This window comes from bacterium, from assembly GCA_035419245.1.
GTDB lineage: Bacteria > Zhuqueibacterota > Zhuqueibacteria > Residuimicrobiales > Residuimicrobiaceae > JAKPUX01.
The window spans coordinates 18,716-41,889 of record DAOLSP010000015.1; the positions used below are offsets into that span (position 1 = coordinate 18,716).

Sequence of the window (23,174 nt, forward strand, 5' to 3'; positions counted from 1 at the left end):
CCTCTGCCGGCTGACGTCAGGATCCTTCAGCAAGATGACCCGTATGCTGCTGCTCAAATAAACCCAAATAGCTTGCAGTGTTAGCGGGGCAAACGGGCATTCTCTCCACACCGCTCTCACTCAAAGGGGCTGAGTGGATTCGCTCGGCCCCTTTCTTCTCAGTCCTGGCGGATTCTGCTCTGCTACTTCACCATGGTGCCTGGGGATGCTGTTGCGAGGCCCGAATCCGCCACCCACGCCTCTCACAGGTGTCGGCGGCGGGAAAGCCAGTTCGCCGTGAAGAGGGCCGCAACGAGAAATAACGGTCCGGAAATAGCTAGCCAGGCGCTCCACCAGAATTTACGCCAGGTCATGCCTATATAAAGGATGCCCAACAGGGCAAATAAGACAGAGCCGATCCATTCCCAGCGCCAGGCGAGTACGAGAAGCAAGGCGACAATCAGGACCGGGATCTGATGAATGAAAAAAACAGCAGGTTCTCGAACCAAGGCCGCCCCGGCTGAAACGCGTCGAAACTGAACAAGCTGAGGAAAAGGGCCATGGCGATACCCGCAATTCTTGGAGCCCAATAGAGCAGACGCAGAATGTTGTTTTGCATCTTCATCTCGTTTGACTGATGCATACCGTATCCAGCCCCAACCCGGTTCGCTCTGGGCATCAGGCCTGGCGCGACCTCCTATTGCGCCCTCTGAACCTCTTCAATAAAACGCTCCATTTTACGAATATCCAGATGGCCATCGGTTCTCACCCCGCTGCAGACGTCAACCGCAAAGGGTTCGACGGTCTCAATGGCCTCCCGCACATTCTCCGGCGTCAATCCCCCGGCAAGAAAAACCGGACAGTGAACTTGCATCCGGATTTGCCGACTGAGCCGCCAGTCATGTACTCGCCCGGTGCCCCCCAATTCTTTAACCCGCAGGCCGGGATTCCCGCTGTCGAGCAGCAAAGCATCGACTGATTCCGAAATCTTAATCGCCTCTGCCACAGAGGCCGCATCCATCACATGAATGACCTGGACGATCTTGATGGCCGGTAACGCCATCTTCAGCCCGGCATGAGTTCCCTTGATCAGGGTATCGACGATCTGGATGGTAGTAGTTTGCGTCCGTTGATGATGCCGGATGATGGCATCTGTTGCGCTCTCACTCGTTAACAGGAAAGTGGCAATCGGCGGGGGCAAAGCCGCCGCGATCTCACGAATCAGATCATCCTCGATAGGGCCCGGTCCGCTGGGCATTTTGCCAACTAGGCCAATAGCGGAAGCGCCAGAGCCGATGGCCATTCGGGCTTCGGCTATACTTTGAATGCAGCAGATCTTGATCCGGGTCATTCCTCTCCTCCGCTTGCGGCTGGCTCCTGCAGCTTGCTTATGTCTCAACATAGCCTATTTCGCCTTGAATAAAAAGAAAAATAGCCAAGATCACTGTATTCAAAAGTATGGCAGGCGGAGGAGAAACCATCATACAGTTTGCCACCCGGCGTGGAGTGAAATTTGCGGCATTAGCGGGCAATATCCTATGGCTTGCTTGTGGTCTGGCTGATTGTGACCCGCTATCCCTCGCATCCAAAGTAGGAAGGCCTGGTTGCCTACCTTATTGTGATGGTAGTAATACCCCTTATCAATGCGGTGGCCATCTATTCCGGCTGGCGATCGGCAAAAGCCTGGTTCAAATCCGTCCCACCATGTGGTGGTGACTTGGCAATACCGCAATACCCGGCAGAAACTTTTTTGCCGATTGCAGATTAATTTGTGTATGGAAAACGGAAAAATGCTACTTTTCCAATGAGGTTCCGCCGGTGTAGAAAAGTTTATTTTTGCAGTACGACTTTTTGTGTTTGTATCCTATCCTCTAGATGTAACCGGATCACATACTCCCCGCTTGCGAGCCCTGTCGTCTCCCACCGCACCGTATGTTCGCCTGCATTGCGATAGCCGTCGGCCAGGGTAGCGACCTTTTGGCCGCGTATATTGAAAACCTCCATAGTGACCGAACCTGCCTTAGGCAGCTCAAACCGCACCGTCGTGATTGCATTGAAGGGATTGGGGTAAGCGGGGTAGAGGATGAAGCGATCGGGTTGATCGCTCCGCGCCGCTATTCCCGTATTGACCTCGGTCAGATAGGCCGTATAAATGCCGTTACCGTGGCTAGCTACAGCGATATAACCGTCCGATTGGCGGACGTCGATCATATCTATCACGATGTTACCGATACTCCCGGCGCCTTCCTGCACCCAGACGGTATTCATGCCATCGAGCTTGATAGTGGAGAACAGGCCGACACTGGTGCCGGCCAGATAGACCGGCTGCTCCTTGACATAGAGTGTCGCCAGCCAGCGTACAGACGGACCGCTGCCAGACCCGTCAGGTTTTTCCTCGAGGTTACCGGCGACCGGGATCCAGTTGTCGCCGCCGTCCTCAGAGTAGTAGATGCTCATCGTCTCATAATTGGGGAATACAGCCAATACTTTATCGATATTCCTCGGATCGACAGCCAGGCAATGTACATAACGGTGGCCATACCACTGGATGCCATTGCCAGCCACCTCGACAGGGATGGGCTGGCCATCGTGGGGATTATCCAGGCGATAAATTCGTCCGACAAACGTGCCATAGTACAGCCGCCGCGGCTCCGCCGGTGACATCCCCAGAGCGGAGATATGGAATTCAGGCTGAACATTCTCTAGTTTGTTCCAGTTGATGGTGGTGGGCGTCCCCGGGAACACCTCGGGGATGGCGGTCAGATCAGAGTTGCGCCACAGTTCTCGTTGGGAGGGAAGATACATGATCCGGGTGTCGTGGGGATCGAGGAGAAAAGGATTCATCCACAAGCCCATCCCGATGGCCGAGGCTGGCGTGATTACCGTCCAATGATGGATGCCGTCAATGAATTCGTTGCGGTAAAATCCGAACGAGGCCGCCTCGCCGGTATACAAGTACTGTCCCCCATCGCTGATGGCGCAGAAACCGCCATCCATCGCCCCCGGGAAGATCCCCGTCCACGGCAGAGATGAGTCGGTCGCCGCGGTGAAGAGGAAGGAGTTGTCCTGGGTTCCCCCCAGAACCAGTTCACTGTATGGTGTAGCATGATCGATGGCGACGCTGTAGAACTGGGCGGTTACATAGCCGTTATTCAGGGAACGCCATGAGATACGATCGTCGCCATAGACGGGATCCTGGACCGTCACGGCAGTATTATCATCGGTACGAAAAAGCCCGCCGTCATTCCCAACGATCATCGCCTTGGGATTGCCAGGGAGGAATGCGATCGTGTGCTGATCGACGTGGAAATCACTGAAACTGCCGATCACCTCCCAGGTCGATCCACCATCCCGGCTGCGGTACAGGCCAACCGTGCCCATAAAAAGGGTCTTTTCATCATCCGGTTTGACGTGCAACATCATCATATTGGCGCCATAGGTTGTCATCTGGGCATGATGGGGCAGATTCCCGGTTAGATCGCTCCAGCCCTCCCTTTCCGTATATTTTTTTAAGGTTTGCTTCAGATTCGCGACTTCAGTGAGGAAATAGACTGTTTTTTCGTTGGATGAAGGTATAGCGATCACCGTCCGGGTGGTTGTGTCTGGCCAGTCCGGCGGTGAAAAATCCTCCCAAGTCAGGCCATCGGCCGACCGGTAGAGGCCAGTGCTCGGCCCTGCGCCATCGATAGCAGCATAGAAAAAGCCCTGACTGGTTATGGCGGCATCGCTGCTGGGATAATTGGGACCGAAATCGAGAACATGTTGCCAGGATGCCCCGCCGTCGCTGCTGACAAAGATGCCGCTTGAAGTGGCTGCTAGCACGCCCTCTTCATTGAAGGTAAGCACCTTGTAGATAAAATCAAAGTTGTCGGTCTTTTGCGCCGTGCCGGAGACCGTGGCAGGCAACAGCGACCATGTGGAACCGCTGTCTGTGGATTTGAATATCCCGTCTCCGCGATCGAACGCGGTCGTTCCCAAAGGCCCTGCAGCGCTGCTTCCTCTACCGCCGGAATACTCGCCTGTTCCATAGTACCAGATATTTTCTTTGCCCGGTCTTTTATTTTGCGCGATACAGGAGACACTTTGCAGCTGGTCCGGTGCGGTGGTCTTGCGCCAGGTTTTTCCGGCATCGATGGATTTCCACATGCCGCTGGAGGTGCAGCCGGCGAGAATGAGATTCTCGTTCTTGATATCAATGGCCAGCGCTTTGGTACGCCCGCCGATGTTGGCAGGTCCGCGGTTGGACCAATGCAGCACCTGGGACAAACGCCCCAGCCGGCGATTTTCTTCTGCCAACCGATGGATGAAGGCATTCTGCCGAATGCCGATATCCTTCGGGATGGTGTTGGTCTGCGGACTGCTCAACAGCATCCACTCATAGCGGCTGCGTGCGGAGGGGTCCTCCTCGCTCCCCTCGGCAGCGGCTCTTTTCCCGACAGCCGGCTGGCTGCTGATATGATGATCCCGCCGGGTGAGAAAGAAACCTGCAAGCAGGATCAGGATCATTCCAATCAGCACAACAGTTCTTTTCATGACAGCGCTCCTTTCAAAAAGTCACCCAGCGTTAAGCATCGTTTGAAATCTTTTTTAAATGACCTAGCAATTCATTACTTTCTCTATTAAGAAAATAATGTAAATGAAGAGAAAAAACAAGATGCCGCAAGGAAATACTTCAGCTGCATTGGCAAAATATATCGCAAAACGCCAGCAACCTCTGATGCAACGGGCATTCCGGTTCGCTCCTTCACGTTCCAGGATGAATGCCTGCATACCATTCCGGATCTGTATTGCCGTGTTTTTATTGTTCCTCTCCGCACCGGCGCAAATACTTACGATTCGCGATCATGTTTCAGGATACCCGCTGGAGCGCGCGTTGGTGGCAAGCATCCACGGCCATACCGCCACCACGACCGATGCGGAGGGACGAGCGGATCTTACCGCGTTCGACCATTCCGACACCATCCGCGTGGAGCTCATCGGATACCATCCGGCAAGACTTGCCTATCTCCAGCTGGAACGATTGCGCTTTGCCCTTTATCTGGAGAGGATGCCCCTCCACATCGGCGATGTGGTAGTCTCTGCCACGCGCTGGCTCTTGCGGGAGCGGGATATACCACATCGATCCGTTCAGATCCGCGCTGAACAGATTCAGCTTATAAATCCCCAAACTGCAGCGGATCTCGTCGCGTTCTCCTCTGAGGTATCTGTGCAGAAAAGCCAGCTGGCTGGCGGCAGTCCGATGTTGCGCGGCTTCGCCACCAACCGCGTGCTCATAGCCGTGGACGGCATTCGCATGAATACGGCTATTTTCCGCACCGGCAACGTCCAGAATATCATCTCTCTCGATCCTCTCACGACTGAGCGTACCGAAGTATTATTCGGTCCCGGTGCAGTGATGTACGGCAGCGATGCCATTGGCGGAGTGATGTGTTTCCAGACACTCGTGCCTCGTCTGTCTCATGACGCCCGCCCCCTTTTCTCCGGCCATGCCGTTGTCCGCACTTCTTCCGCGAATCGCGAGAAAACCGGGCATCTCGATCTCTATCGAGGATGGCAAAAGTGGGGATGGGTATCCAGTGCGACCTGGTCGGATTACGGCGACCTCACCATGGGCAGCCATGGCCCCGCGGCTTTTCTGCGCACACGCTACGTACAGCGCATCGACGGCCTCGACAGCCTAATCACGAATCCCGATCCAAAAAAGCAGGTCCCCAGCGGTTACAGCCAGCTGAACCTGTTGCAGAAAATCCGCTGGCGTCCCGGCGATGCCTGGGATGCCACCTATGCCTTTCACTATTCGGCCACCTCGGATTATCCGCGCTATGACCGTTTGCTGCGTCCGCGCGGCAAACTCCTCCGTTCCGCGCAGTGGTATTATGGCCCTCAGATCTGGATGCAGCAGGCCTTGGTTGTTGCGAATAGGCGCGGAAATGCCTTATGGGATGAAGCGAAATTGATCCTGGCCTATCAATATTTCAGGGAGAGCCGGAATGACCGCGACTATCGCAGCCCGCTTCTGCTCCACCGCACAGAACGGGTGGATGCTTTCTCTGCCAATATCGACCTGATCAAAGCGCTCCTGCCGGTGCACAGCATATCCGGCGGCGCTGAACTGCTGTACAACCGCATCGGATCGACCGGCGAAAACGAGAATATCATCACGGCAATCCGAACTCCAGGTCCCAGCCGCTATCCCGACGGCGCCAGTTGGAGCGCCCTCGCGCTCTATGCCCATTACCGCTGGATTCCCGACAGCACCTTTACCGTCCAGGCCGGACTGCGCTGCTCCCTGGTCGGACTTGATGCCCGCTTTGATACCACGTTTTACAAATTCCCCTTCACTTCAACCAGCATGCTCAATGCCGCAGTGAACGGCAGCCTTGGCGGCGTCTATTCCCCTGCATCCGCACTGCAGATCAAAGTGGCGTTGTCGACTGGTTTCCGGGCGCCCAATATCGATGATGTGGGTAAAGTTTTCGACTCATCCCCCGGTTATGTCGTCGTGCCGAATCCCGCTTTGAAACCCGAGTATGCCTGGAATGCCGAGTTGGGGGCGACGCTCACCTGTTCGGAGGCGATCAAACTGGATGCAACCGCTTTTTATACTGTTCTACAAGATGCCATGGTAAGGAGAAACTTTACCCTGAACGGCCGCGACAGCGTGATGTATGACGGCGAAATGAGCAGGATTCAAGCCATCCAGAATGCTGCTGAGGCAAATGTGCGCGGCATGCAGGCCAGCGTGGAAGTGCAACTGCCGGCCGGATTCGGGCTCAACGCACATCTCACCATCATGCGCGGCACCGAGGAGATGGACGATGGCAATCTGGGCACGCTGCGCCATGCTCCCCCGCCTTTCGGCGCCCTGCATTTGACCTGCAAACGGCATCGCCTGGAGATGGATGGCTATATGGATTACAGCGACGGAGTGAATGCGGCGGACCTGGCACCGGGATTGGAGGGGATGGATTATCTTTTCGCACGCGATGCAAGGGGTAGACCGTATGTTCCTTCATGGTATACATTTAACCTCAAGGTGCGACTGATGATTTCGCATGTTTTCAGCATCATGACGGGGGTGGAGAATATTACCGATCAGCGGTACCGGACCTACGCTTCAGGAATAACCGCCTCGGGCCGCAACTATACCGTTGCGATAAGCGCAGCCTTTTGAAAACAGCACCAGTTGGAGATGAGGCGATAATTCCCCTGATGCTGTCTGAAATACCGAGGCGATAAGGAACTTCCGGTTCGTTCACTTGATCAACAGCATCTTGAGCGTCCAGGTCTTGGTACCGGCACTCAGTCGCATAAAATTGACAGCGTTTGAGATCTCCTGCGCGTTCCAGATCAGCTGGTGGATACCAGCATTCTGCATTTTCTTGTCCAGAATGACCACCTCGCGTTCGCGCAGATCATAGATAGCCAGTTTTCCCTGGCACTCTTCCGGGAGGGCATAGCGGATGAACATTGCGTTGTGGGAGGGATTGGGACACTTCTGCTCAAGTGTATACTCCTCCGGCAGAACGGCCACCTCAACGGCCGTCTCACCCGCCAGTCTGGCGCCCTGGTGGTTCCGCTCGTTCACCTTGAACTCCAACGGCTGACGCCAGCCACCCCAGTTAGGCTCATTTCACCAAAGTGGATATGGATCGATGTACAGAGGCATGGCGTGAGATGGTATTTGATCTGCTGCTGCGTGAGGAAAAGATCGATATGGAGGTGGTGCGATCGACGCGGGGATGGTTGCACTCGGGATTCAGCATCGATAATTTGGTACAGATTGGGTCAGAGGATGAAGAAGGCATGAAGCGTCTGGTCTCCTATGTATCGCGCTGTCCCTTTTCGCTGGTGCGGATGATCAAGGTCACGAGAGATGGTCAGGTGATTTACCGGGCGGGGAAGAGTGGGTGCGTACGGTTTCCGCGGCCCGGAGATGAGCGGCTGCGGGAAGGGGTATCGCGCAATTTTCAGGTATTTGAACATATTAATCTTTATCTTGCATAACTCCATAATTTAATTATATTGCCAATAGGCCCGCTTCACTTCCTACTACTCTAACGCCGCCTTTGAACACTTCTACCCCCGATCATTCCAGATCGACAAAAAAAGAAACGATATTTTTAGGTAAATAGCAGAAAACCGCATAATCAATTGTTCCGCTTTCACTTACATTCCGGCGGAATCGTGGCGCTGAGCATCGAGTGCCTGCGCCTTCTCAAGCCCGGGCGGAACCAGGCACTTGAGCAGATACGCCGCCTTCGGGGGCTACTGCTCAGCGCCGCGATTGGTCTCATAGAAATAAAGTACTTTGTAAAAACAAACAGTTAATTGGGGAGGTTTGTTATGAAAACTAAAATGAAATTAGTGACGTCTCATTATTATTTGCATCGTCTTTAATTTGGGCTGCAAATTCGTTTTCGCACAAACCGACTTTTGGCAACAAACAAACGGACCATATGGGGGTTCAATTTGGTCTCTTGCCGTCAATTCGAGCGGGTAAATCTTCGCCGCGACTTATGGCGATGGGATTTTTCGAAGTGTGCAATCAACGACGTATGTGAAAAAAAACACACAAAGGTGCCGTTAGCTTTTGAGCTGAAACAAAATTATCCGAATCCATTTAATCCAATAACCACTATTGAATATCGACTGCCTAAAAAAACTCATGTCATAATAATAGTCCTGAATATAAAGGGCGAGTTAATTTTAATCTTAATAAACGAGGAACAATCATCCGGGCTTTATCAGGTAAACTGGTATGCCTGTGACAAGCACAACAATCCTGTTGCAAGAGGGATATATTTTTATTGCTTGCAAACTTCAGGCTTTTCGTATTCAAAAACAATGGTTTTCGTCAAGTAATCGGCTGACGATTATGCGTTCACACCCGACGCGCTAGTGTGGGTGTGCAACGCGGGGCTTGACTAGGCAACCGAGAAGCGGCATTCTTCGGACAGCACTTGTTCGCTCGCGCAAGCGCTTGTGAAATTAAGAGTTCAGTGCGAAATTTTCGTGGCGATTTTGTCCCTCGATAGCATTTGATAGAATGCTTTTATTCCAAATGTGGCATAGGGGCCACTGCTTTTGAATACCGCACCTTTCTGGAAAGGCGCAACCGAGCGCCTGATCAATCCTTCTCACCTATCGGGCGCTTTTTATTCCCGTCGGTAACTTCCCAGTTATCAATTTTACTGCATCCGCTTCGACAATCAGCAGTTCCCACATTTTTCCGACGTCCATCTAATACCCCTTATTTCTATTCATTTCATTTTCATCGATGATTGCCAACTGGTAGTCCATGGGAAAATATCTGGATATAGTGAGTCGAAAACGTCCACTTCAATTCTCTATTTGACATGATTGGTTTGAACAGTTAATGGACAAATTCAATGGCAGATCACTGCTACTCGTGTGCGGGCGCTAGCCACTTTGCTGCGGTTCAACAGAACAGGCAGTGATCGAAAGAATTGAGTTTTTTCTTGTTTCGTGTTGTTTTTTACTGTATACTTAATTGAATATCATATAGCTTATCTGTATATAGCTATAAATGGTCCGCAAAGGCATGGTGCATTTATCCACTGGATAAATGCATAATGCCTTTTTTATTTTCTTTTCCACTGGAATCGTATGGAAGATCAAATCATTATTTCATGGAAGGAGTGTTCTAATGAAACGACTGTCCCTGATGAAATGGATGACCATACTGTTATTCACTTCAAACCACCTGCTGGCACAGTGGATTCAAACCGCCGGTCCTAAAGGCGGTGAAGTAAAATGTCTCGCTTCTGTTGATTCGATTCTTTTTGCAGGAACTGAAGATGGTGTTTTCCGCTCTATAGATAACGGTGCAAGCTGGAACCCGACCGGCCTAGAGAACATTGTATATTCTCTGGCTGTCAAATCCGACGACGAATCCAGCTTGAACCTCTTTGCAGGCACTTATAATGGTGGCGTGTTTCTATCGACCGATAATGGCGACAATTGGAATCAAATGAATTTCGGACTTTTAAACCATTACGTCAATTGTCTTGCCGCGAGTGACTCCAATATTTTTGCAGGAACAAAAGATGGCGTTTTCCGCTCGCCGAGTAACGGCACCTACTGGATTCCAGCCAGTAGTGGACTTGGCAGCAAATCCATTAGATCACTCAATATTTATGGAAAAAATCTGTATGCCGGTACGGATTCGGGATTATTCATTTCTACCGATAATGGCGCCAACTGGACTTCAGCCGGGCTGAAAGGCGAGGCCGTCAATGCTTTTACCATCAATGGCTCATATTTCTTTGCTGGTACGGATACCAGCGGCGTTTTGATTTCAGCGGATAACGGGGTAAATTGGCAAATGATCAGTATTCCTGATATGAGCAAAAGAGTCTTTTCCCTTGCGGTTATGAATAATTCGCTCTATGCGGGAACAGGTATGGGGATATATCGTACGCCCAGCAACGGTGCCTACTGGATTCCCTCCAACACTGGACTGGGCAATCAACCTGCTTATACGCTTTATATCAGAGGAACCGACCTGTTTGCAGGAACAATGGGTGGTGTGTTTCGCTCTACAAATAGTGGAGATAACTGGACTGATATTAATACCGGTCTGATAACGACTAAAGTTCACTCTCTCATCAGTAGTGGCACAGATCTTTATGCCGGCGTATGGGGCGGAATATTTCAATCACATGACAACGGCAATACCTGGACGGCTCTCAGCAGGGGCAGCGCTTGTTTTTCCCTTCTCCTGAGCGAAACTAAACTCTATGCAGGAGGCGGAAATCATGTGGGGTGTTATGATCTGGTCAAAGGCAACTGGGAATGGGTCCCGGTAGGTATGGGATGGATCAGGGCACTGGCGACCAACGGAACAACATTATTTGCTGGATCGGAAGGCTCTGGAGTATTTCGTATCATACATCACGCGCCTGGCTGGTGGACTATAACCAAAACCAATATGCAGGATACCATGGTTTTTGCGCTCGCTGTCAAGGATTCGTTTATTTTTGCGGGGACTGGAGGGGGTGTGTTTCGTTCATCAAATAATGGTGCTACCTGGAGTGATGTAAATAACGGTCTAACAAACCTTTCAGTTGCTGCTCTGGCTGTCAATGGCGCCAAGCTTTTTGCAGGAACAGCTGGTGGAGGTGTGTTTCTAACAACCAATGATGGAGCTAGCTGGACTCCTGTAAATGATGGCCTATCGGGACTGGCTCTGGATATCTTGTCTTTTGTATTTAGCGAAAACAATCTTTTTATCGGAACCTGGCAAGGAGGCGTCTATGTTTTAAAAGAAAATGCAACCAGTTGGACTGCCATAAATACTGGTTTGATGCATTCGATGACACAACCATCCTCAGTAGTTCATGGTTTGGCCATTGCAGGTACTGACCTTTATGCCGGGACCCGTGGTGCTGGGGTTTGGCATCGGCCTCTTTCTGAAACAATCACTTCAGGTGGCAGCATTTCAAGAGAACAGTTAATGATTTATTCTTTAGAGCAGAACTATCCCAATCCCTTCAATCCCAGCACTACTATCGAATTTGTACTCCCCAAATCAGATTTCGTCATGCTCAAGGTCTTTAACTTGTTGGGCGAAGAAGTCGCCACGCTGGTTTCTGAACAACGGGCAGCGGGAATTCATCGCCATAACTGGGATGCCAGTGGACTGGCAAACGGGATCTACCTGTACAGGCTGGAAGCAGGGGAGTTTGTGCAAAGCAAAAAGCTCGTTCTAATGCGATAAATATCAGGCTTGCTTTGCCTACAAAACTGCTCAACGAACCAGATACTTGAGTTTCGTGGCGCTTTTCTCCCTTGACAGGATCTGTTTAAATGCTTTTTCCCCTAATGTGGAATAGGGCCACTGCTTTCTAATACCGCTCCTTTCTGGAAAGGTGCCCATATGCGCTCGATCACACCCTTCCGATCGGGCGCTTTTAAATTGGTCGCCGCTGAAAAACCCTTAATTGTAAGAAAAATGTAGATTCGAAGTTGATATGCCCAAAAATGAGAGATATATTGCGGCCAGTCGTTGGACCAGCTGCCAGATTTTTTCTGGCAAAAAGAAAACTGCCAGCAGTTTTCTCAAGTTGTATCCACAGGCGCACATGACAGCGTTGATCTGGTCGCCGTCTCTACCCTTGAGGTAGTTCCTTGACATTCTGTGATCAGATTTCAAGTGGCCAAAGACAGGCTCGATGGCAGATCTTCTTTTGAACCAGTAACGGATCGCTCGAGTTTTCCGTTTCATGTGCCGCCGATCGACGATGTGAACCAGTGTTTCTTTCGGGTCCACCGCATGCCCGCGATAGCCGCGATCGACATAGGCTTCAGCAGGCTGCCAGCCGGTGTACCGTTTGGTCTCTGACAGACAGGCCGGCAGGGTATGGCCGTCGAAGGGATTATCGTGAAACGCCTGAACGCCAACAATCCAGTTGTCCCGGCTGGTGGTAACCAGACCGACTTTGTTGCCGAACTCGTAACGCTTGTGAACCTTCCCTTTGGCAATGCACTCCACCTCAGGGGCATGAACACTGTAGAGTTTGTGTGAATCGTTCTTTTCTTGCAGCAAGAGCTTCTCAGCTCTTTTCAATAGCTCAGCCAACGGCTCATCCGGATTATTGATTTTTCGAAGGATATCTCGATAAACCCGTCCCAGCATGGTCTTTAATCGTTTGGTTTCCCGACGAGCCCGGCGATACTGTTTGGCGTGTGAGTAATGCCCTTGTTTGGAGAGAGCTCGTTTGGCGAGGCGACGGTAGTTTTGCCGTAGGACGATCTCCCGTGACTCGGCCGCCCGAACCAGCGCTTCACGCATCTTGTAGTAGAGCCGGGCATCGGTCGGGAAGGCGATCGCCTTTTCCTGAACCGTGGTGTCGACATTGACCTTGTTCAGATGGCTGCGGGTAAGATGGCCACCCCGCTTGGCAGTATCGATCACTTGCTCAAAGAGCTTTTCTGCACCACCGGTGCCAAGGCGTTTCCGGAATCTGGTCATGCTGCTGGAATCGATCGGAAGCTCGTGTTGAAAGTACTCAAAACCACAAAAGAATTGCCAGTAGGGATTCTCCAGAAAGCGATCCAGAACCGATTCATCGCTTTCATTGAAGGCATATTTCAGATAGTGCAGGCCAACCATCAACCGGGTTGGACAGCCTGGTCTGCCGGTCTTGTCGTCATAGGACTGACCAAAGACTTCATCGAAAACTGACCAGTCAATCTTGTTGGCCAAGACATAAAGCTGATGAGAATGATCGAGTATCTGATCCAGTCTGGCGCGGAAGAGATCGGGTGTTTCGAAGTGCTTTTTGGGCTTCATAAATCACCGGATTTTGAGGTCCTTTTCTCAATTTCTGGCAATTTATGAAGCTAAATCGAATTTTCAAAGTCAATATTTATAATCTGTTAAAATATTTTTCAACGGCGACTAAATACCCTCGGCTTCCTGGTTGAAGTATTTTGAATTCTGCCGACTAACCCCTCCTGGGGTCATATGATACTTATCTAAGAAACAATAGCTTTTTCGTTTCAACGAATGTTCCTGCCTTCATCCGACAATAGTATATTCCGCTCGCGACATAAGATCCGTCCTCGTTTTTACCATTCCATGCTGCTTGATGATGACCTGCTGATTCGGTTGCGTCGACCAATATACGAACCTCCTGTCCAAGCATATCATAGATTGCCAGTTTGATATGAATACTTTTGGGTAAAGAGTAGTTGATAGTCGTGATCGGATTAAAAGGATTTGGATAATTCTGCTCCAATTTAAATTCATTCAATTCAGCTTCTTTTTGTGCGATTGCCGTTGGTCGTTGTGCGAGTTCATAGATACCTACATATGACTGCCCCAGTTTATATCCCCAATCTATCACATAAGACACATATAGGAAATTTTTATGCAACATTAACCATGGACTATGAGCTCGTTTATTAACTTCCGGCGTTGTGACGGTAATGTCATCCAGGGAATTCCAGTATTTATCAAAAGAGGCCAGACGTATACATGATTCTTCGCCCAGACTGCGGTGGGTGTAATCAATATAAGCAACATAAAATCGATTACTGTCCGCGGCTATACCTGCTGGGAAACGCCCTGGTTTATCAAAAGTTTTCTGCTCAATGCAGTTCCATTCCTTGTCAAACTTAAGCAATTGTATGTTTCCATTGAAAGATGTAGCTGCAAACATTATAATATCTCCCTCTTCAGTCTGGAACATCGATACTTTCGGGCAGTGAGAGGGATAGTGCGGCGGCTCAAGGATCATCTTGCCTTGAGGTACAAGATCTGTTGTAAAGAAATGATGATGTGAACCTTTTCCCAAGAGACTTGCGGGATCGCCATTAACATAGTACTCGCCCGAAATATCCAATAGTCCGTTGACGTAGGAAATCGTCGGGCTATTGTTAGCTTCAAGGAGAGTCGAGTTAGGCACAGAAAGCGGGATATCGATGCTGTTCAATTTGATCCAGCTGCTGGTATCAAATTTTTCAAGCCGCCATCCGATCCACTGAGGCTCTCCTGTTGCGGGCGCAGCGGGTCCTTCAACCATACTTACTAAATAAAGATAGTTCCCGATCACTTGTGAGGCAACATCGGCCAACGCTCCATTCAGAGGCCACGCCCGTCCAGTAGGCTGCATGGTCGTGAAATACTCCTTTGCGATTGTTGCTTTGCCTATATAGCCCCCTTCCGGTTTGTCAAGGAATGTTGAGGCAATTACAATAATGCGATCTGTCTGCGGAAGGTAATGGATATTACAAAAGCTGCTATTTTTAAAATTTTGAAAAATTGTATCCGGTGTGACCTGTACCGTTCGGATGAATTTAAAGATACTGGATGGCTTGGAGAGTGATGCAGGTAATTCATACACTATTACACACATCGGGGGCACCTCGAAGACCTGGGAGGCAGCACTTTGTTCTCCTTCTTCAATCGATACTCGTGGCGGGTGACCTGGTTCGTTATAAGCAAGCGGATCCGGCGACTCAATACGCCACCATCGTCCCTTATCGGTTAGCCGGGCATTTTCTAGTTCAAGAGAGAGAACTCGGCTCTGTTGCATTGGATTCACAATACTCAATGTAATGTAATTGCCATCGTCCGTCCACGCAGCTGCGACATCAAGTGTGTCGATGTTGCCACTTATGGTGATGGGCAGTGAGCCGAAATGGTGGCGGTAGATGATCAATGGCAGAGCGGTTACTTCGAATGCTGCGTCGGTATCGGTTGTTTTTATATTCCCGAGAACATTGACCGGCTGTGTATTTGCCATATAGATTATGTCGCTGTTGCGAAACATTGCATTCAAAGCGCGGGCAAAACCCAGTGCATCTCTAAAATAATACCGCACGCCGGTATCGCCATATAGATACGGCTTTTGAAACCAGATATAATTCCATTCATCCAGTGCAATACGTATATCTTTACCCTGAAGAAACGGCAGCTGTTGTCTGAAGCGTCGATGAGCTTTTGCATATAATTCTACCCCGATGGCGATCATTTTAGAGTGTAGAATAGGGTCGTCCTGGGGCATCATGTAATCATGTTCGCTAATCAGGTGCATGTAATCTGCGCAATGAGTAAGCATAATTTCAGACCAATCGCCTTCGCTTATGGCAGGACCTGAGCTTTTATAGCCGCCGACGGCAATAATTTTAATACTTGGATCCACTGCCTGCATTGCTTGAGCTACTTGGTTATGGATCGCGGTGTAGTCGCTAAGTTTCGAGTAAAAATAAGCTTCATTGCCGATGCCCCAAAACCTTACACCATAAGGATCAGGATGGCCGTTAGCGGCCCTAAGCAATCCCATGGGCGTATTTGTTGCTCCATTAAAATATGCAACTTCATCAGCGGCAAGCTGAGCGTCCCCGGCATTTATCGCTTTAGCAGCTATATAGGCTTCTGCACCTAATTCCTGCACAAAGATCATAAATTCATCCGGGCCGAAATCAAAAGACTCGATTTGTTCCGGTCCATAAACATGGTTTATAGACGGGGCACGCTTGTCTCGGTCGCCGATGGCATTTCGCCAGTCATAAACATTGACAAAACTTCCTCCAGGCCAACGATAAATTGTTGCATCAAGTTTTTTCAACAAATCTATTACATCAGCGCGCATTCCTTTTATGTTATCGGCGGGCATTAACGATATTGTGCCAATACGAAAAAAGCCTTGTCCCTCCCCAATAATCTCAATATGACCGTAATTGGTGCTGGCCGCACAGGTGAAACGCAGAGGTATTGTGATATATTTTGGAGAGAGCCTATCGATAATAATGGTCTGTCGATCGCTCGGCTCATCTCCCCAAATCAGGCTTACTTTCACTGCGACCGACTCGCTGCCCATGAGGAGGATACGGCCTGTATATTCTTTGCCTTGCCGTACAGCCAGGCTATCCTGGATGATCCCGCCAGGAGAATGTCCATCAAGATCGATTCGAGGACTATGTTTGCCAACAAAAGCAAAAGCTGTATCCATTGTCACGTGAGAGCCTATCGTTGCAATATGCCATGGCGATTTTGCCGCAGTATCATCAGGAGCATAGGTATTGATCGGGTAGAAAAATTTACGGTCCTCGATCATCTCTGCCCAAATGCCGCCATAGATACAGCGACCCTGGTGTTCGATAAATTCGCCATAGATATAAGGAGATATGGGTTCACCAATCTGATCGGTATGGAGCACCATTGAAATAACTTCATTAGATGTGTTTTTAACCTGCTTTAAGCGCAATTCCGGTTCTAAGGATTCGTTTCTGGCGCTGATCCGTGAGTTGCGTGACGGCACTGATAGATTTTTTCCAATTCTTGAACCATCTTTTGCATGCTCTGCAAAGGCTGTGTCTTTTCTTTGTTCCATTTTCGCCGTCATGTTGGAAGCAAAGGTGATAACGGCACAAAAAGCCAAGAGGCCAATTCGGCTTCTCATGCCTCTAGCCAATTCGGTTTTCATCTTTTTGCCTTTCTTAATCTTTTCGCTCTTGAACCTAACTACAAACAAACGTGAGAGGTATTCGTCAACTGGCTGGCGATGGGAAATGCAAATTCTGCATAACAATGATACCAATAAAAAAGGCACTCTCAATGCAATTAACTTGCATTAATAGTGCCTTTCCAGTCTGCATAGAAACATCAGTAGAGCGAAATATGCCTCTATTTTAATATACTATAAGCACTATGAGAATGCAATATTTTTTTTTATCAAGCAACTGGTCTATTCCCGAAAATTACGAAGCACGGTTAAGCCGCATGATTTGAATGTTCACACTACAGGGACTGCGTAGTTGATGGTCGAATGTAGTCTCTGGCGGTTGCACAAGATCTCGAGGTACTCAAACAGCTGGATGTTGGCCTGCTCTCTGGGAAGCTGGAAGAAAAATATCCCAAGGTCGCCGTCTGGGTCGATGAAAACATGGAATCGTGTCTCACGGTCTTGCATATCCCTGTTGAACACAGACGAAAAATGAAATCAACCAACATGCTGGAGCGATTCAACGAGGAACTGCGACGGCGCAGCCGGGTTGTCCGCATTTTTCCTAACCCAGATTCCTGCTTGAGATTGGCTGCTGCGCTATGCCAGGAAACTTCGGAGATCTGGGAGACGGGTAGACGCTACCTCAATTTTGACGAAGAACAGGAAGCCAGCTCATCAGAAAACGATGAAAAGGATACCGCGTAAACCTGTTAAGGTTAACCCTTAATGGGTTTAATCCTCAAAGGCATGACTTTTACACAAGATTTTGGACTTGACTTCTTTAGGAAAAAACATTGTCAAAAATTATTTAATCAATAAATCAAATTTTTACTTAAATTACCTGTCAGTTATCAACCTATCGGTCACCTGTCAGTTGAACTCTCAAATTAAATTCCCCGTCAGTCACTCAATCGGATGTGCGGAAAATGAAAAGTGCCTGCCCCCGCTCGGTTATCTTATCCGCTTCATCTCTTTTGTCCGTGTTTCTTCTCTCGTTCGCGGTCACCCCATCCGCCCGGGCTAACATCACCGCCCAGTGGGACGAAGCCGCTAAAACGCGTACTATCACCCGTGACGCGGACGACGACATTGTCGTCTCGGGTGAACCAAGCGACCCGGACCATCGTGGAGTGCTGATCAACGGCAACATGTACATTCTGCCGACCTTTGGCACGGTGGATCCACTCGTGGTGGAAAAGATCGTCGTTAAAGGAGGGCCCGGCGACGACTTTCTGGACGGCGGTCTGGGCCATGACGAGCTGGACGGCGGAGCCGGCAACAACACGCCGATCTTCGACTCTAAAGGATTGAACGCGACAAGGACCGATTCGATGATCACCCTGCCGGGATACGCGCCCGTCACGTTTTTCAATTTCACCGAGGTTCGCATTGTCGAAAGGGCCGGATTGACGCCGCAGGACGTTTGCCCACCCGGGGAGTTTTGCCTGTTCCAGAATTTCCGGAATCCCTTCAATCTGTCGACCTCGATCGGGTTCAGCCCCGCGCCCGAGGGTTCGGTTTCGGTGCAGGTGTATGACGTAATGTGCCGTCTTGTCGCCGTTCTCGCGGCCCGCCGCATGGCCGCGGGCGTACATCGCCTCGAATGGAACGCTTCCGGGCTCTGCAGCGGCGTGTATTTCTGCACGATCCAGGCCGGCGGATTCAAGGCCATGAGGAAGATGGCCCTGATGAAGTGAGCACCTGCTGCGTGATGGTGAAATTTTAGGATCAGGAGAACGCATTAAAGAGAAAAGCCAATTCCGGTTGCTCCTGTTAGCTTTGTCATGCATTATCAATCGTTGCACAGAACATCCCGCGGCGTCGGATGTAAATCACCGCGGGCAGATCGATGTCGTACCAGCGGAGCCGGCCGTTGCCGATCCGGAAGAAGGTCCTGTCAAGGCCGCAGCCCAGGCAGACGATGGTGCTCCCGGGGTGCCCGGCGAGGATCCGATTGAGTTCGCTGCCGGTGGTCCTGGCGAGAGCCATCCAGGCCAGCCGGTTTACGGGGTGCTGTTCTTTTCGCACGGGGACAAGTCGATCCCGTTGCGCTCCACCAGATCGAAGCATCGCGCATCGTGGATCAAGCCGTCGTTTTTTTGCTCTCGGCGTACCGGCCCCAAAGCGGAAACAGCATCGTTCATCAGAATCATATTGTCTCTCCTTCAATCAACGGAACCGGTGAATGATTTCTTCGGAGAGTAGCGCACCATGATTCCATTCTCCCAGAGGACATTCTATCCCGCAGGCCGGCTTTGGTTCAAAGCATTCCTGCTGGTGATGATCCTTCTCCCGTGCATGAACTACGCCGCAGGAGAAGCCGCCTTGCTGCCCAAACCGCAAAAAGTCATCCTGACGACCGACCGATTTTACTACGCCGTCAGCGATCCCTGCCTCGACCCGAGGGTAAAGTGGATCACGGCCGACTCGATCGCCGGGGTGACCATGAACAGGAAGGAAGCCTACCGCCTGATCGTGCGCTCCGATTCGGTTTTGGTGACCGCTGCCGGTGACGAGGGCTTCTTCAGGGCTGCGGCCACCATGCGACAGCTTGTAAATCGGGACCAGAAGGGCAGCAATATGGCCGGCTGCAGCATCACCGACTGGCCGGCGTTCCGGATACGGGGATTTATGCACGACTGCGGCCGGAGCTTTATTCCTGTAGAAGAACTCAAAAAGGAAGTCGAGATCCTTTCCGGGTTCAAAATCAATACCTTTCATTGGCATCTGACCGAGGACATTGCCTGGCGGCTTGCCAGCGATATCTATCCGGGACTCACTGCGGAAGCAGTTGCTCTCAGGGACAAGCAAGGATATTATTCCCGGGAGGCGGTCAAGGATTTTATCGCCTTCTGCAAAGCCCATTTTGTCGAGGTCATCCCGGAGATCGACATGCCCGGCCACAGCGCCGCATTCACCAGGGCGACGGGGCAGACCATGCAGTCGGTGGAGGGGAAGAAAATAGTCAGGGAATTGCTCGTCGAGGCCTGCCGGCTCTTCGAAGGCGGCTATTTTCATGTCGGCACGGATGAGGCGGCTATTTCCAGCCCCGATTTTGTCTCCGAAATGATGCAGGTGGTCAGGGATTGCGGCAAGGAGGTGATCGGCTGGCTTCCCGGTGCGCCTATGGATCAGATGGCCGTCCGCCAGTTATGGGCCGATGTATCCCTGCCGCAGAACACTCCGGTGATCGACTCGCGGTACCGTTACCTCAATCATACCGACTATTACGCCGACCTCTTTGCCATCTATAACGCACGTCTCTGCGACTCACCTTCAGGGTCCGATCTGCTGGCCGGGGGGATCTGCAGCGTCTGGAACGACCGGAAACCGGCATCGGTTGAGGATATTCTCCTCTCCAATGCCTTTTACCCGGTCATGCTCGCCTTTGCCGAGAGGTCATGGCTGGGCGGCGGCGAGGATATCAAGAGCCGCGGAGTGCGCATGGGCCTGCCGGGCGATCCCGCCTTTGAGAGATTCAAGGACTTTGAGTGGCGCATGATGGCGGTACGGGACAAATTCCTCTGTGATGTCCCGTTTCCCTACCTCCCACAGACCGGGATTATCTGGAAGATCAGCGGTCCATATCCCAATGGCGGTGACCTCTCCTTTGCTGCACCGTTCGAAAAGGCGCTGACCGCCGATCCGGGCAGCATCTCATCCTCGCAGAAGGATTTCAGACCGGCAGCGGGCGCCGCGATCTACCTCAGGCACACCTGGGGAGAAAAAGTGCCTGCCTTCTACTCCGATCCGCAGCCCGACCGGACGGCCTATGCCTTTACCTGGATTTACAGTCCGGTGGACCAGAAGGCCGGGCTCCATTTCAGTACCCACAACTATGGAAGGTCCGAGCTGGATATGGCGCCTCCTAAAGGGGAATGGGACTATAAACAGAGCCGGATATGGCTCAACGGAGAACAGCTTCACCCCCCGGTCTGGGATAACCGTGGCATCAAGCCTGATCATGAAACACCCTATGCCAATGAAAATTTCTGGAGCAGGCCGCCTGTGCCGGTCACGCTTGCAAAGGGATGGAACAGTTTGGTCATAAAGCTTCCGGTCGGCCGCTTTTCGTCCCCTGAAACCAGGTTGGTGAAGTGGATGTTCACCGCCATGATAACCACACCCGACGGCAAGGGCCAACCTGCCGGTATCGTCTATTCACCGGAAAGGTTACGGCCTGAGGATAAAACCAGGATCGCCTGCATCGGCAACTCGGTTACTTACGGAGTCGGTGTTGCTGGCAGGGACACCAGCGCCTATCCCGCTGTGCTGCAGGGCATGCTGGGCGACAAGTACACGGTAGGCAACTTCGGCCGGAGCGGCGCAACCTTGCTGAAGAAAGGATTCAGGCCCTATTACCGGACGGAAGAGTCCATGGCGGCGCTCTCTTTCAGACCGGATATCGCGGTCATTCACCTGGGTCTGAATGATACCGATCCCAGGGCCTGGCCGGATTATCGTGATGAGTTCATCAGCGATTACCTCTGGCTGATCGATACCCTCAGGTCTGTGGGCACAAAAGAGTTCTACATCGCCAAATTATCCCCGATTTTCAACGGCCACAAGCGCTTCAAGGCCGGTACGCGGGACTGGTACTGGCAGATACAGGAGAGAATAGAAGAAGTAGCCCGCCTCAGCGGGGCCACCCTGATCGATTTTAATGCGCCGCTGAAAAACCGGCCTGACCTGCTGCCGGACAATCTGCACCCGGATAAGCGGGGCGCCGCCATGCTTGCGGCAACGGTCTTTTCGGCCTTGACCGGCCACTATGGCGGCCTGCAGCTGCCGCAAGCATGGAGCGACGGGATGGTGCTGCAGCATGACCGCAGAACAAGACTGCGCGGCAGGGCGGACAGGGGTGAGAAAGTGCAGGTCTACATGGCCGGCAAAAAATACTCGGCTGTTGCTTCTGCAACCGGTGCATGGGAGGTCTCTCTCGATCCGGTGCAAGCAGGAGGTCCCTACAAACTTTTCGCCACGACGGCAAAGGATACCGTCATCATAAAAGATATCCTGGCCGGCGAAGTATGGCTCTGTTCGGGCCAGTCCAATATGGAATGGCCCACCGGCAGTGCTGCCGGATGGGAGGGGATCCGCGAGTCGGTTTCGGACGAAAATCTACGGATCATCAATTTTCGACATAAGCCGCTGGCGTGGGATGTGCCGTGGGATTCCCTTGCGCTGGCACAGGTCAACAACCTGGAGTACTTTGAGGGCGGCAGTTGGAATGCGGCCTCGGCTGCGACGGTAAAAGACTTTTCCGCGGTGGCCTATTATTTCGGCCGGAAGCTCAGGGAAGAGCTGGGAGTGCCGGTCGGGCTGATCGAGATGGCGGTGGGAGGCTCCCCGGCCGAAGCATGGATTGAAAGGAAAGCTCTCGAGCTGCATCCACAACTGGTTGACCTTCTTTATGACTACCGCAAGAGTGAGTTCAGGGATCCCTGGGTCAGCAAGGTCATGACCGCAAACCTGCAGCGGACGGATAATCCAAGACAGCGCCACCCCTTTGAGCCGGCTTACCTCTTTGAGGCAGGCCTTTCCAGGCTTGCAGGTTTTCCCATCCGGGGATTCATCTGGTACCAGGGCGAATCCAATGCAAATTTCTCCGAACTCTACCAGGTAATGTTGCCAGAGATGGTTAAAAACTGGCGGGCTTCGTGGGCGGATAGCACCCTGCCTTTTTACTTCGCCCAGCTTTCAAGTCTCAACCGGCCGGCATGGCCGGAGTTCCGTGATGTCCAGCGTCGGCTTGCTTTGCGGATACCTTACTCGGGCCTGGTAGTGACCACGGATGTGGGTCACCCGACCGATGTCCATCCCCGTGACAAAAAAAGTGTGGGCGATCGATTTGCCTTCCTGGCTTTGAAGGAAATCTACCGCAGGGATTCCTTCGCGAGAAGTCCTGAGCCAGTGAAGGCCGCCAGAAAGGGCGACAAGGTGATCGTCTCTTTCAGATATGCCGGCAAACTGAAGACCTCCGACGGCATGCCCGTGCGGGAGATCGAAGTTTCCCGTTCGGGTGAATTCTTCGAGCCGGCCTCCGCAACCATCCACGGCGACCGGATCCTCATCGCATCAGCCGGAGCCGTTTCGGTACGATACGGATGGAAGCCTTTCTCGGGAGGGAATCTGACCGGGGCATCAGGGCTTCCCGTGCCGACATTTAAGCTCAGAGTCGAGTGATCAAGAGAATACATACAAACAAGGCTGGTG

At 51.5% G+C, this 23,174-nt stretch carries 14 protein-coding genes; 6 read left to right on the top strand and 8 right to left on the bottom strand.

Going from position 1 to position 23,174, the window contains the following annotated elements:
- Positions 1–242: 242 nt before the first annotated feature.
- The 3 genes from PLH32_14365 to PLH32_14375 all read right to left on the bottom strand — a co-directional run bounded on the left by PLH32_14365 (position 243) and on the right by PLH32_14375 (position 4,512).
- Positions 243–488, bottom strand: a complete 246-nt coding sequence (locus PLH32_14365; GenBank protein HQJ65794.1) for a hypothetical protein — start codon at positions 486–488, stop codon at positions 243–245.
- 188 nt (positions 489–676) lie between these two features.
- Positions 677–1,330 carry a phosphoribosylanthranilate isomerase gene (locus tag PLH32_14370; protein HQJ65795.1) on the bottom strand — a complete coding sequence of 218 codons (654 nt, stop codon included), beginning with the start codon at positions 1,328–1,330 and terminating at the stop codon, positions 677–679.
- A 479-nt stretch (positions 1,331–1,809) separates the two neighbouring features.
- Positions 1,810–4,512: a T9SS type A sorting domain-containing protein gene (locus PLH32_14375; protein ID HQJ65796.1), complete on the bottom strand. Its 2,703-nt coding sequence runs from the start codon at positions 4,510–4,512 to the stop codon at positions 1,810–1,812.
- Positions 4,513–4,855: 343 nt separating this feature from the next.
- Between PLH32_14375 and PLH32_14380 the strand changes: the two genes are divergently transcribed.
- Positions 4,856–7,153: a TonB-dependent receptor gene (locus tag PLH32_14380; protein ID HQJ65797.1), complete on the top strand. Its 2,298-nt coding sequence runs from the start codon at positions 4,856–4,858 to the stop codon at positions 7,151–7,153.
- An 81-nt stretch (positions 7,154–7,234) separates the two neighbouring features.
- On the opposite strand, the gene PLH32_14385 is transcribed toward PLH32_14380, so the two are convergent.
- Positions 7,235–7,567 (bottom strand): hypothetical protein, encoded by a 333-nt coding sequence (locus PLH32_14385; GenBank protein HQJ65798.1) that lies wholly within the window; start codon positions 7,565–7,567, stop codon positions 7,235–7,237.
- An 89-nt stretch (positions 7,568–7,656) separates the two neighbouring features.
- Between PLH32_14385 and PLH32_14390 the strand changes: the two genes are divergently transcribed.
- Together PLH32_14390 and PLH32_14395 are read left to right on the top strand one after the other, a co-directional pair.
- Entirely contained in the window at positions 7,657–7,986 is a 330-nt protein-coding gene (locus tag PLH32_14390; GenBank protein ID HQJ65799.1) for a transposase, read from the top strand.
- Positions 7,987–9,649: 1,663 nt separating this feature from the next.
- The gene (locus PLH32_14395; protein ID HQJ65800.1) at positions 9,650–11,722 is read left to right on the top strand and encodes a T9SS type A sorting domain-containing protein; all 2,073 of its coding nucleotides are present in this window, start codon (positions 9,650–9,652) and stop codon (positions 11,720–11,722) included.
- A gap of 219 nt (positions 11,723–11,941) precedes the next feature.
- On the opposite strand, the gene PLH32_14400 is transcribed toward PLH32_14395, so the two are convergent.
- Together PLH32_14400 and PLH32_14405 are read right to left on the bottom strand one after the other, a co-directional pair.
- The gene (locus tag PLH32_14400) at positions 11,942–13,297 is read right to left on the bottom strand and encodes an IS5 family transposase (GenBank protein HQJ65801.1); all 1,356 of its coding nucleotides are present in this window, start codon (positions 13,295–13,297) and stop codon (positions 11,942–11,944) included.
- A 181-nt stretch (positions 13,298–13,478) separates the two neighbouring features.
- Entirely contained in the window at positions 13,479–16,937 is a 3,459-nt protein-coding gene (locus tag PLH32_14405) for a FlgD immunoglobulin-like domain containing protein (protein HQJ65802.1), read from the bottom strand.
- A 399-nt stretch (positions 16,938–17,336) separates the two neighbouring features.
- Here PLH32_14405 and PLH32_14410 point away from each other — a divergent pair, with 399 nt between their 5' ends.
- Both PLH32_14410 and PLH32_14415 read left to right on the top strand, forming a co-directional pair.
- Entirely contained in the window at positions 17,337–17,663 is a 327-nt protein-coding gene (locus tag PLH32_14410) for a transposase (protein HQJ65803.1), read from the top strand.
- A gap of 275 nt (positions 17,664–17,938) precedes the next feature.
- Positions 17,939–18,655 carry a hypothetical protein gene (locus tag PLH32_14415; GenBank protein ID HQJ65804.1) on the top strand — a complete coding sequence of 239 codons (717 nt, stop codon included), beginning with the start codon at positions 17,939–17,941 and terminating at the stop codon, positions 18,653–18,655.
- An 85-nt stretch (positions 18,656–18,740) separates the two neighbouring features.
- Here PLH32_14415 and PLH32_14420 read toward each other — a convergent pair whose 3' ends face one another.
- Complete coding sequence (locus PLH32_14420; GenBank protein ID HQJ65805.1) at positions 18,741–18,986, bottom strand: class I SAM-dependent methyltransferase; 246 nt, start codon at positions 18,984–18,986, stop codon at positions 18,741–18,743.
- Positions 18,962–19,111, bottom strand: coding sequence for a hypothetical protein (locus tag PLH32_14425; protein HQJ65806.1), 150 nt, complete (start codon positions 19,109–19,111; stop codon positions 18,962–18,964). The genes PLH32_14420 and PLH32_14425 overlap by 25 nt, the downstream gene beginning before the upstream one ends.
- 58 nt (positions 19,112–19,169) lie before the next feature.
- Between PLH32_14425 and PLH32_14430 the strand changes: the two genes are divergently transcribed.
- A complete protein-coding gene (locus PLH32_14430) occupies positions 19,170–23,144 on the top strand; it encodes a family 20 glycosylhydrolase (protein ID HQJ65807.1) in 3,975 nt (1,324 codons plus the stop codon).
- The last annotated feature ends 30 nt before the right edge of the window (positions 23,145–23,174 follow it).

What these genes read in the sequence shown, in the direction of transcription:
- PLH32_14395 (HQJ65800.1), top strand. Translation starts at nt 9,650, where the DNA reads ATGAAACGACTGTCCCTGATGAAATGGATGACCATACTGTTATTCACT.
- PLH32_14430 (HQJ65807.1), top strand. Translation starts at nt 19,170, where the DNA reads ATGATTCCATTCTCCCAGAGGACATTCTATCCCGCAGGCCGGCTTTGG.
- PLH32_14400 (HQJ65801.1), bottom strand. Translation starts at nt 13,297, where the DNA reads ATGAAGCCCAAAAAGCACTTCGAAACACCCGATCTCTTCCGCGCCAGA.
- PLH32_14390 (HQJ65799.1), top strand. Translation starts at nt 7,657, where the DNA reads ATGGTATTTGATCTGCTGCTGCGTGAGGAAAAGATCGATATGGAGGTG.
- PLH32_14425 (HQJ65806.1), bottom strand. Translation starts at nt 19,111, where the DNA reads ATGATTCTGATGAACGATGCTGTTTCCGCTTTGGGGCCGGTACGCCGA.
- PLH32_14375 (HQJ65796.1), bottom strand. Translation starts at nt 4,512, where the DNA reads ATGAAAAGAACTGTTGTGCTGATTGGAATGATCCTGATCCTGCTTGCA.
- PLH32_14370 (HQJ65795.1), bottom strand. Translation starts at nt 1,330, where the DNA reads ATGACCCGGATCAAGATCTGCTGCATTCAAAGTATAGCCGAAGCCCGA.
- PLH32_14405 (HQJ65802.1), bottom strand. Translation starts at nt 16,937, where the DNA reads ATGAAAACCGAATTGGCTAGAGGCATGAGAAGCCGAATTGGCCTCTTG.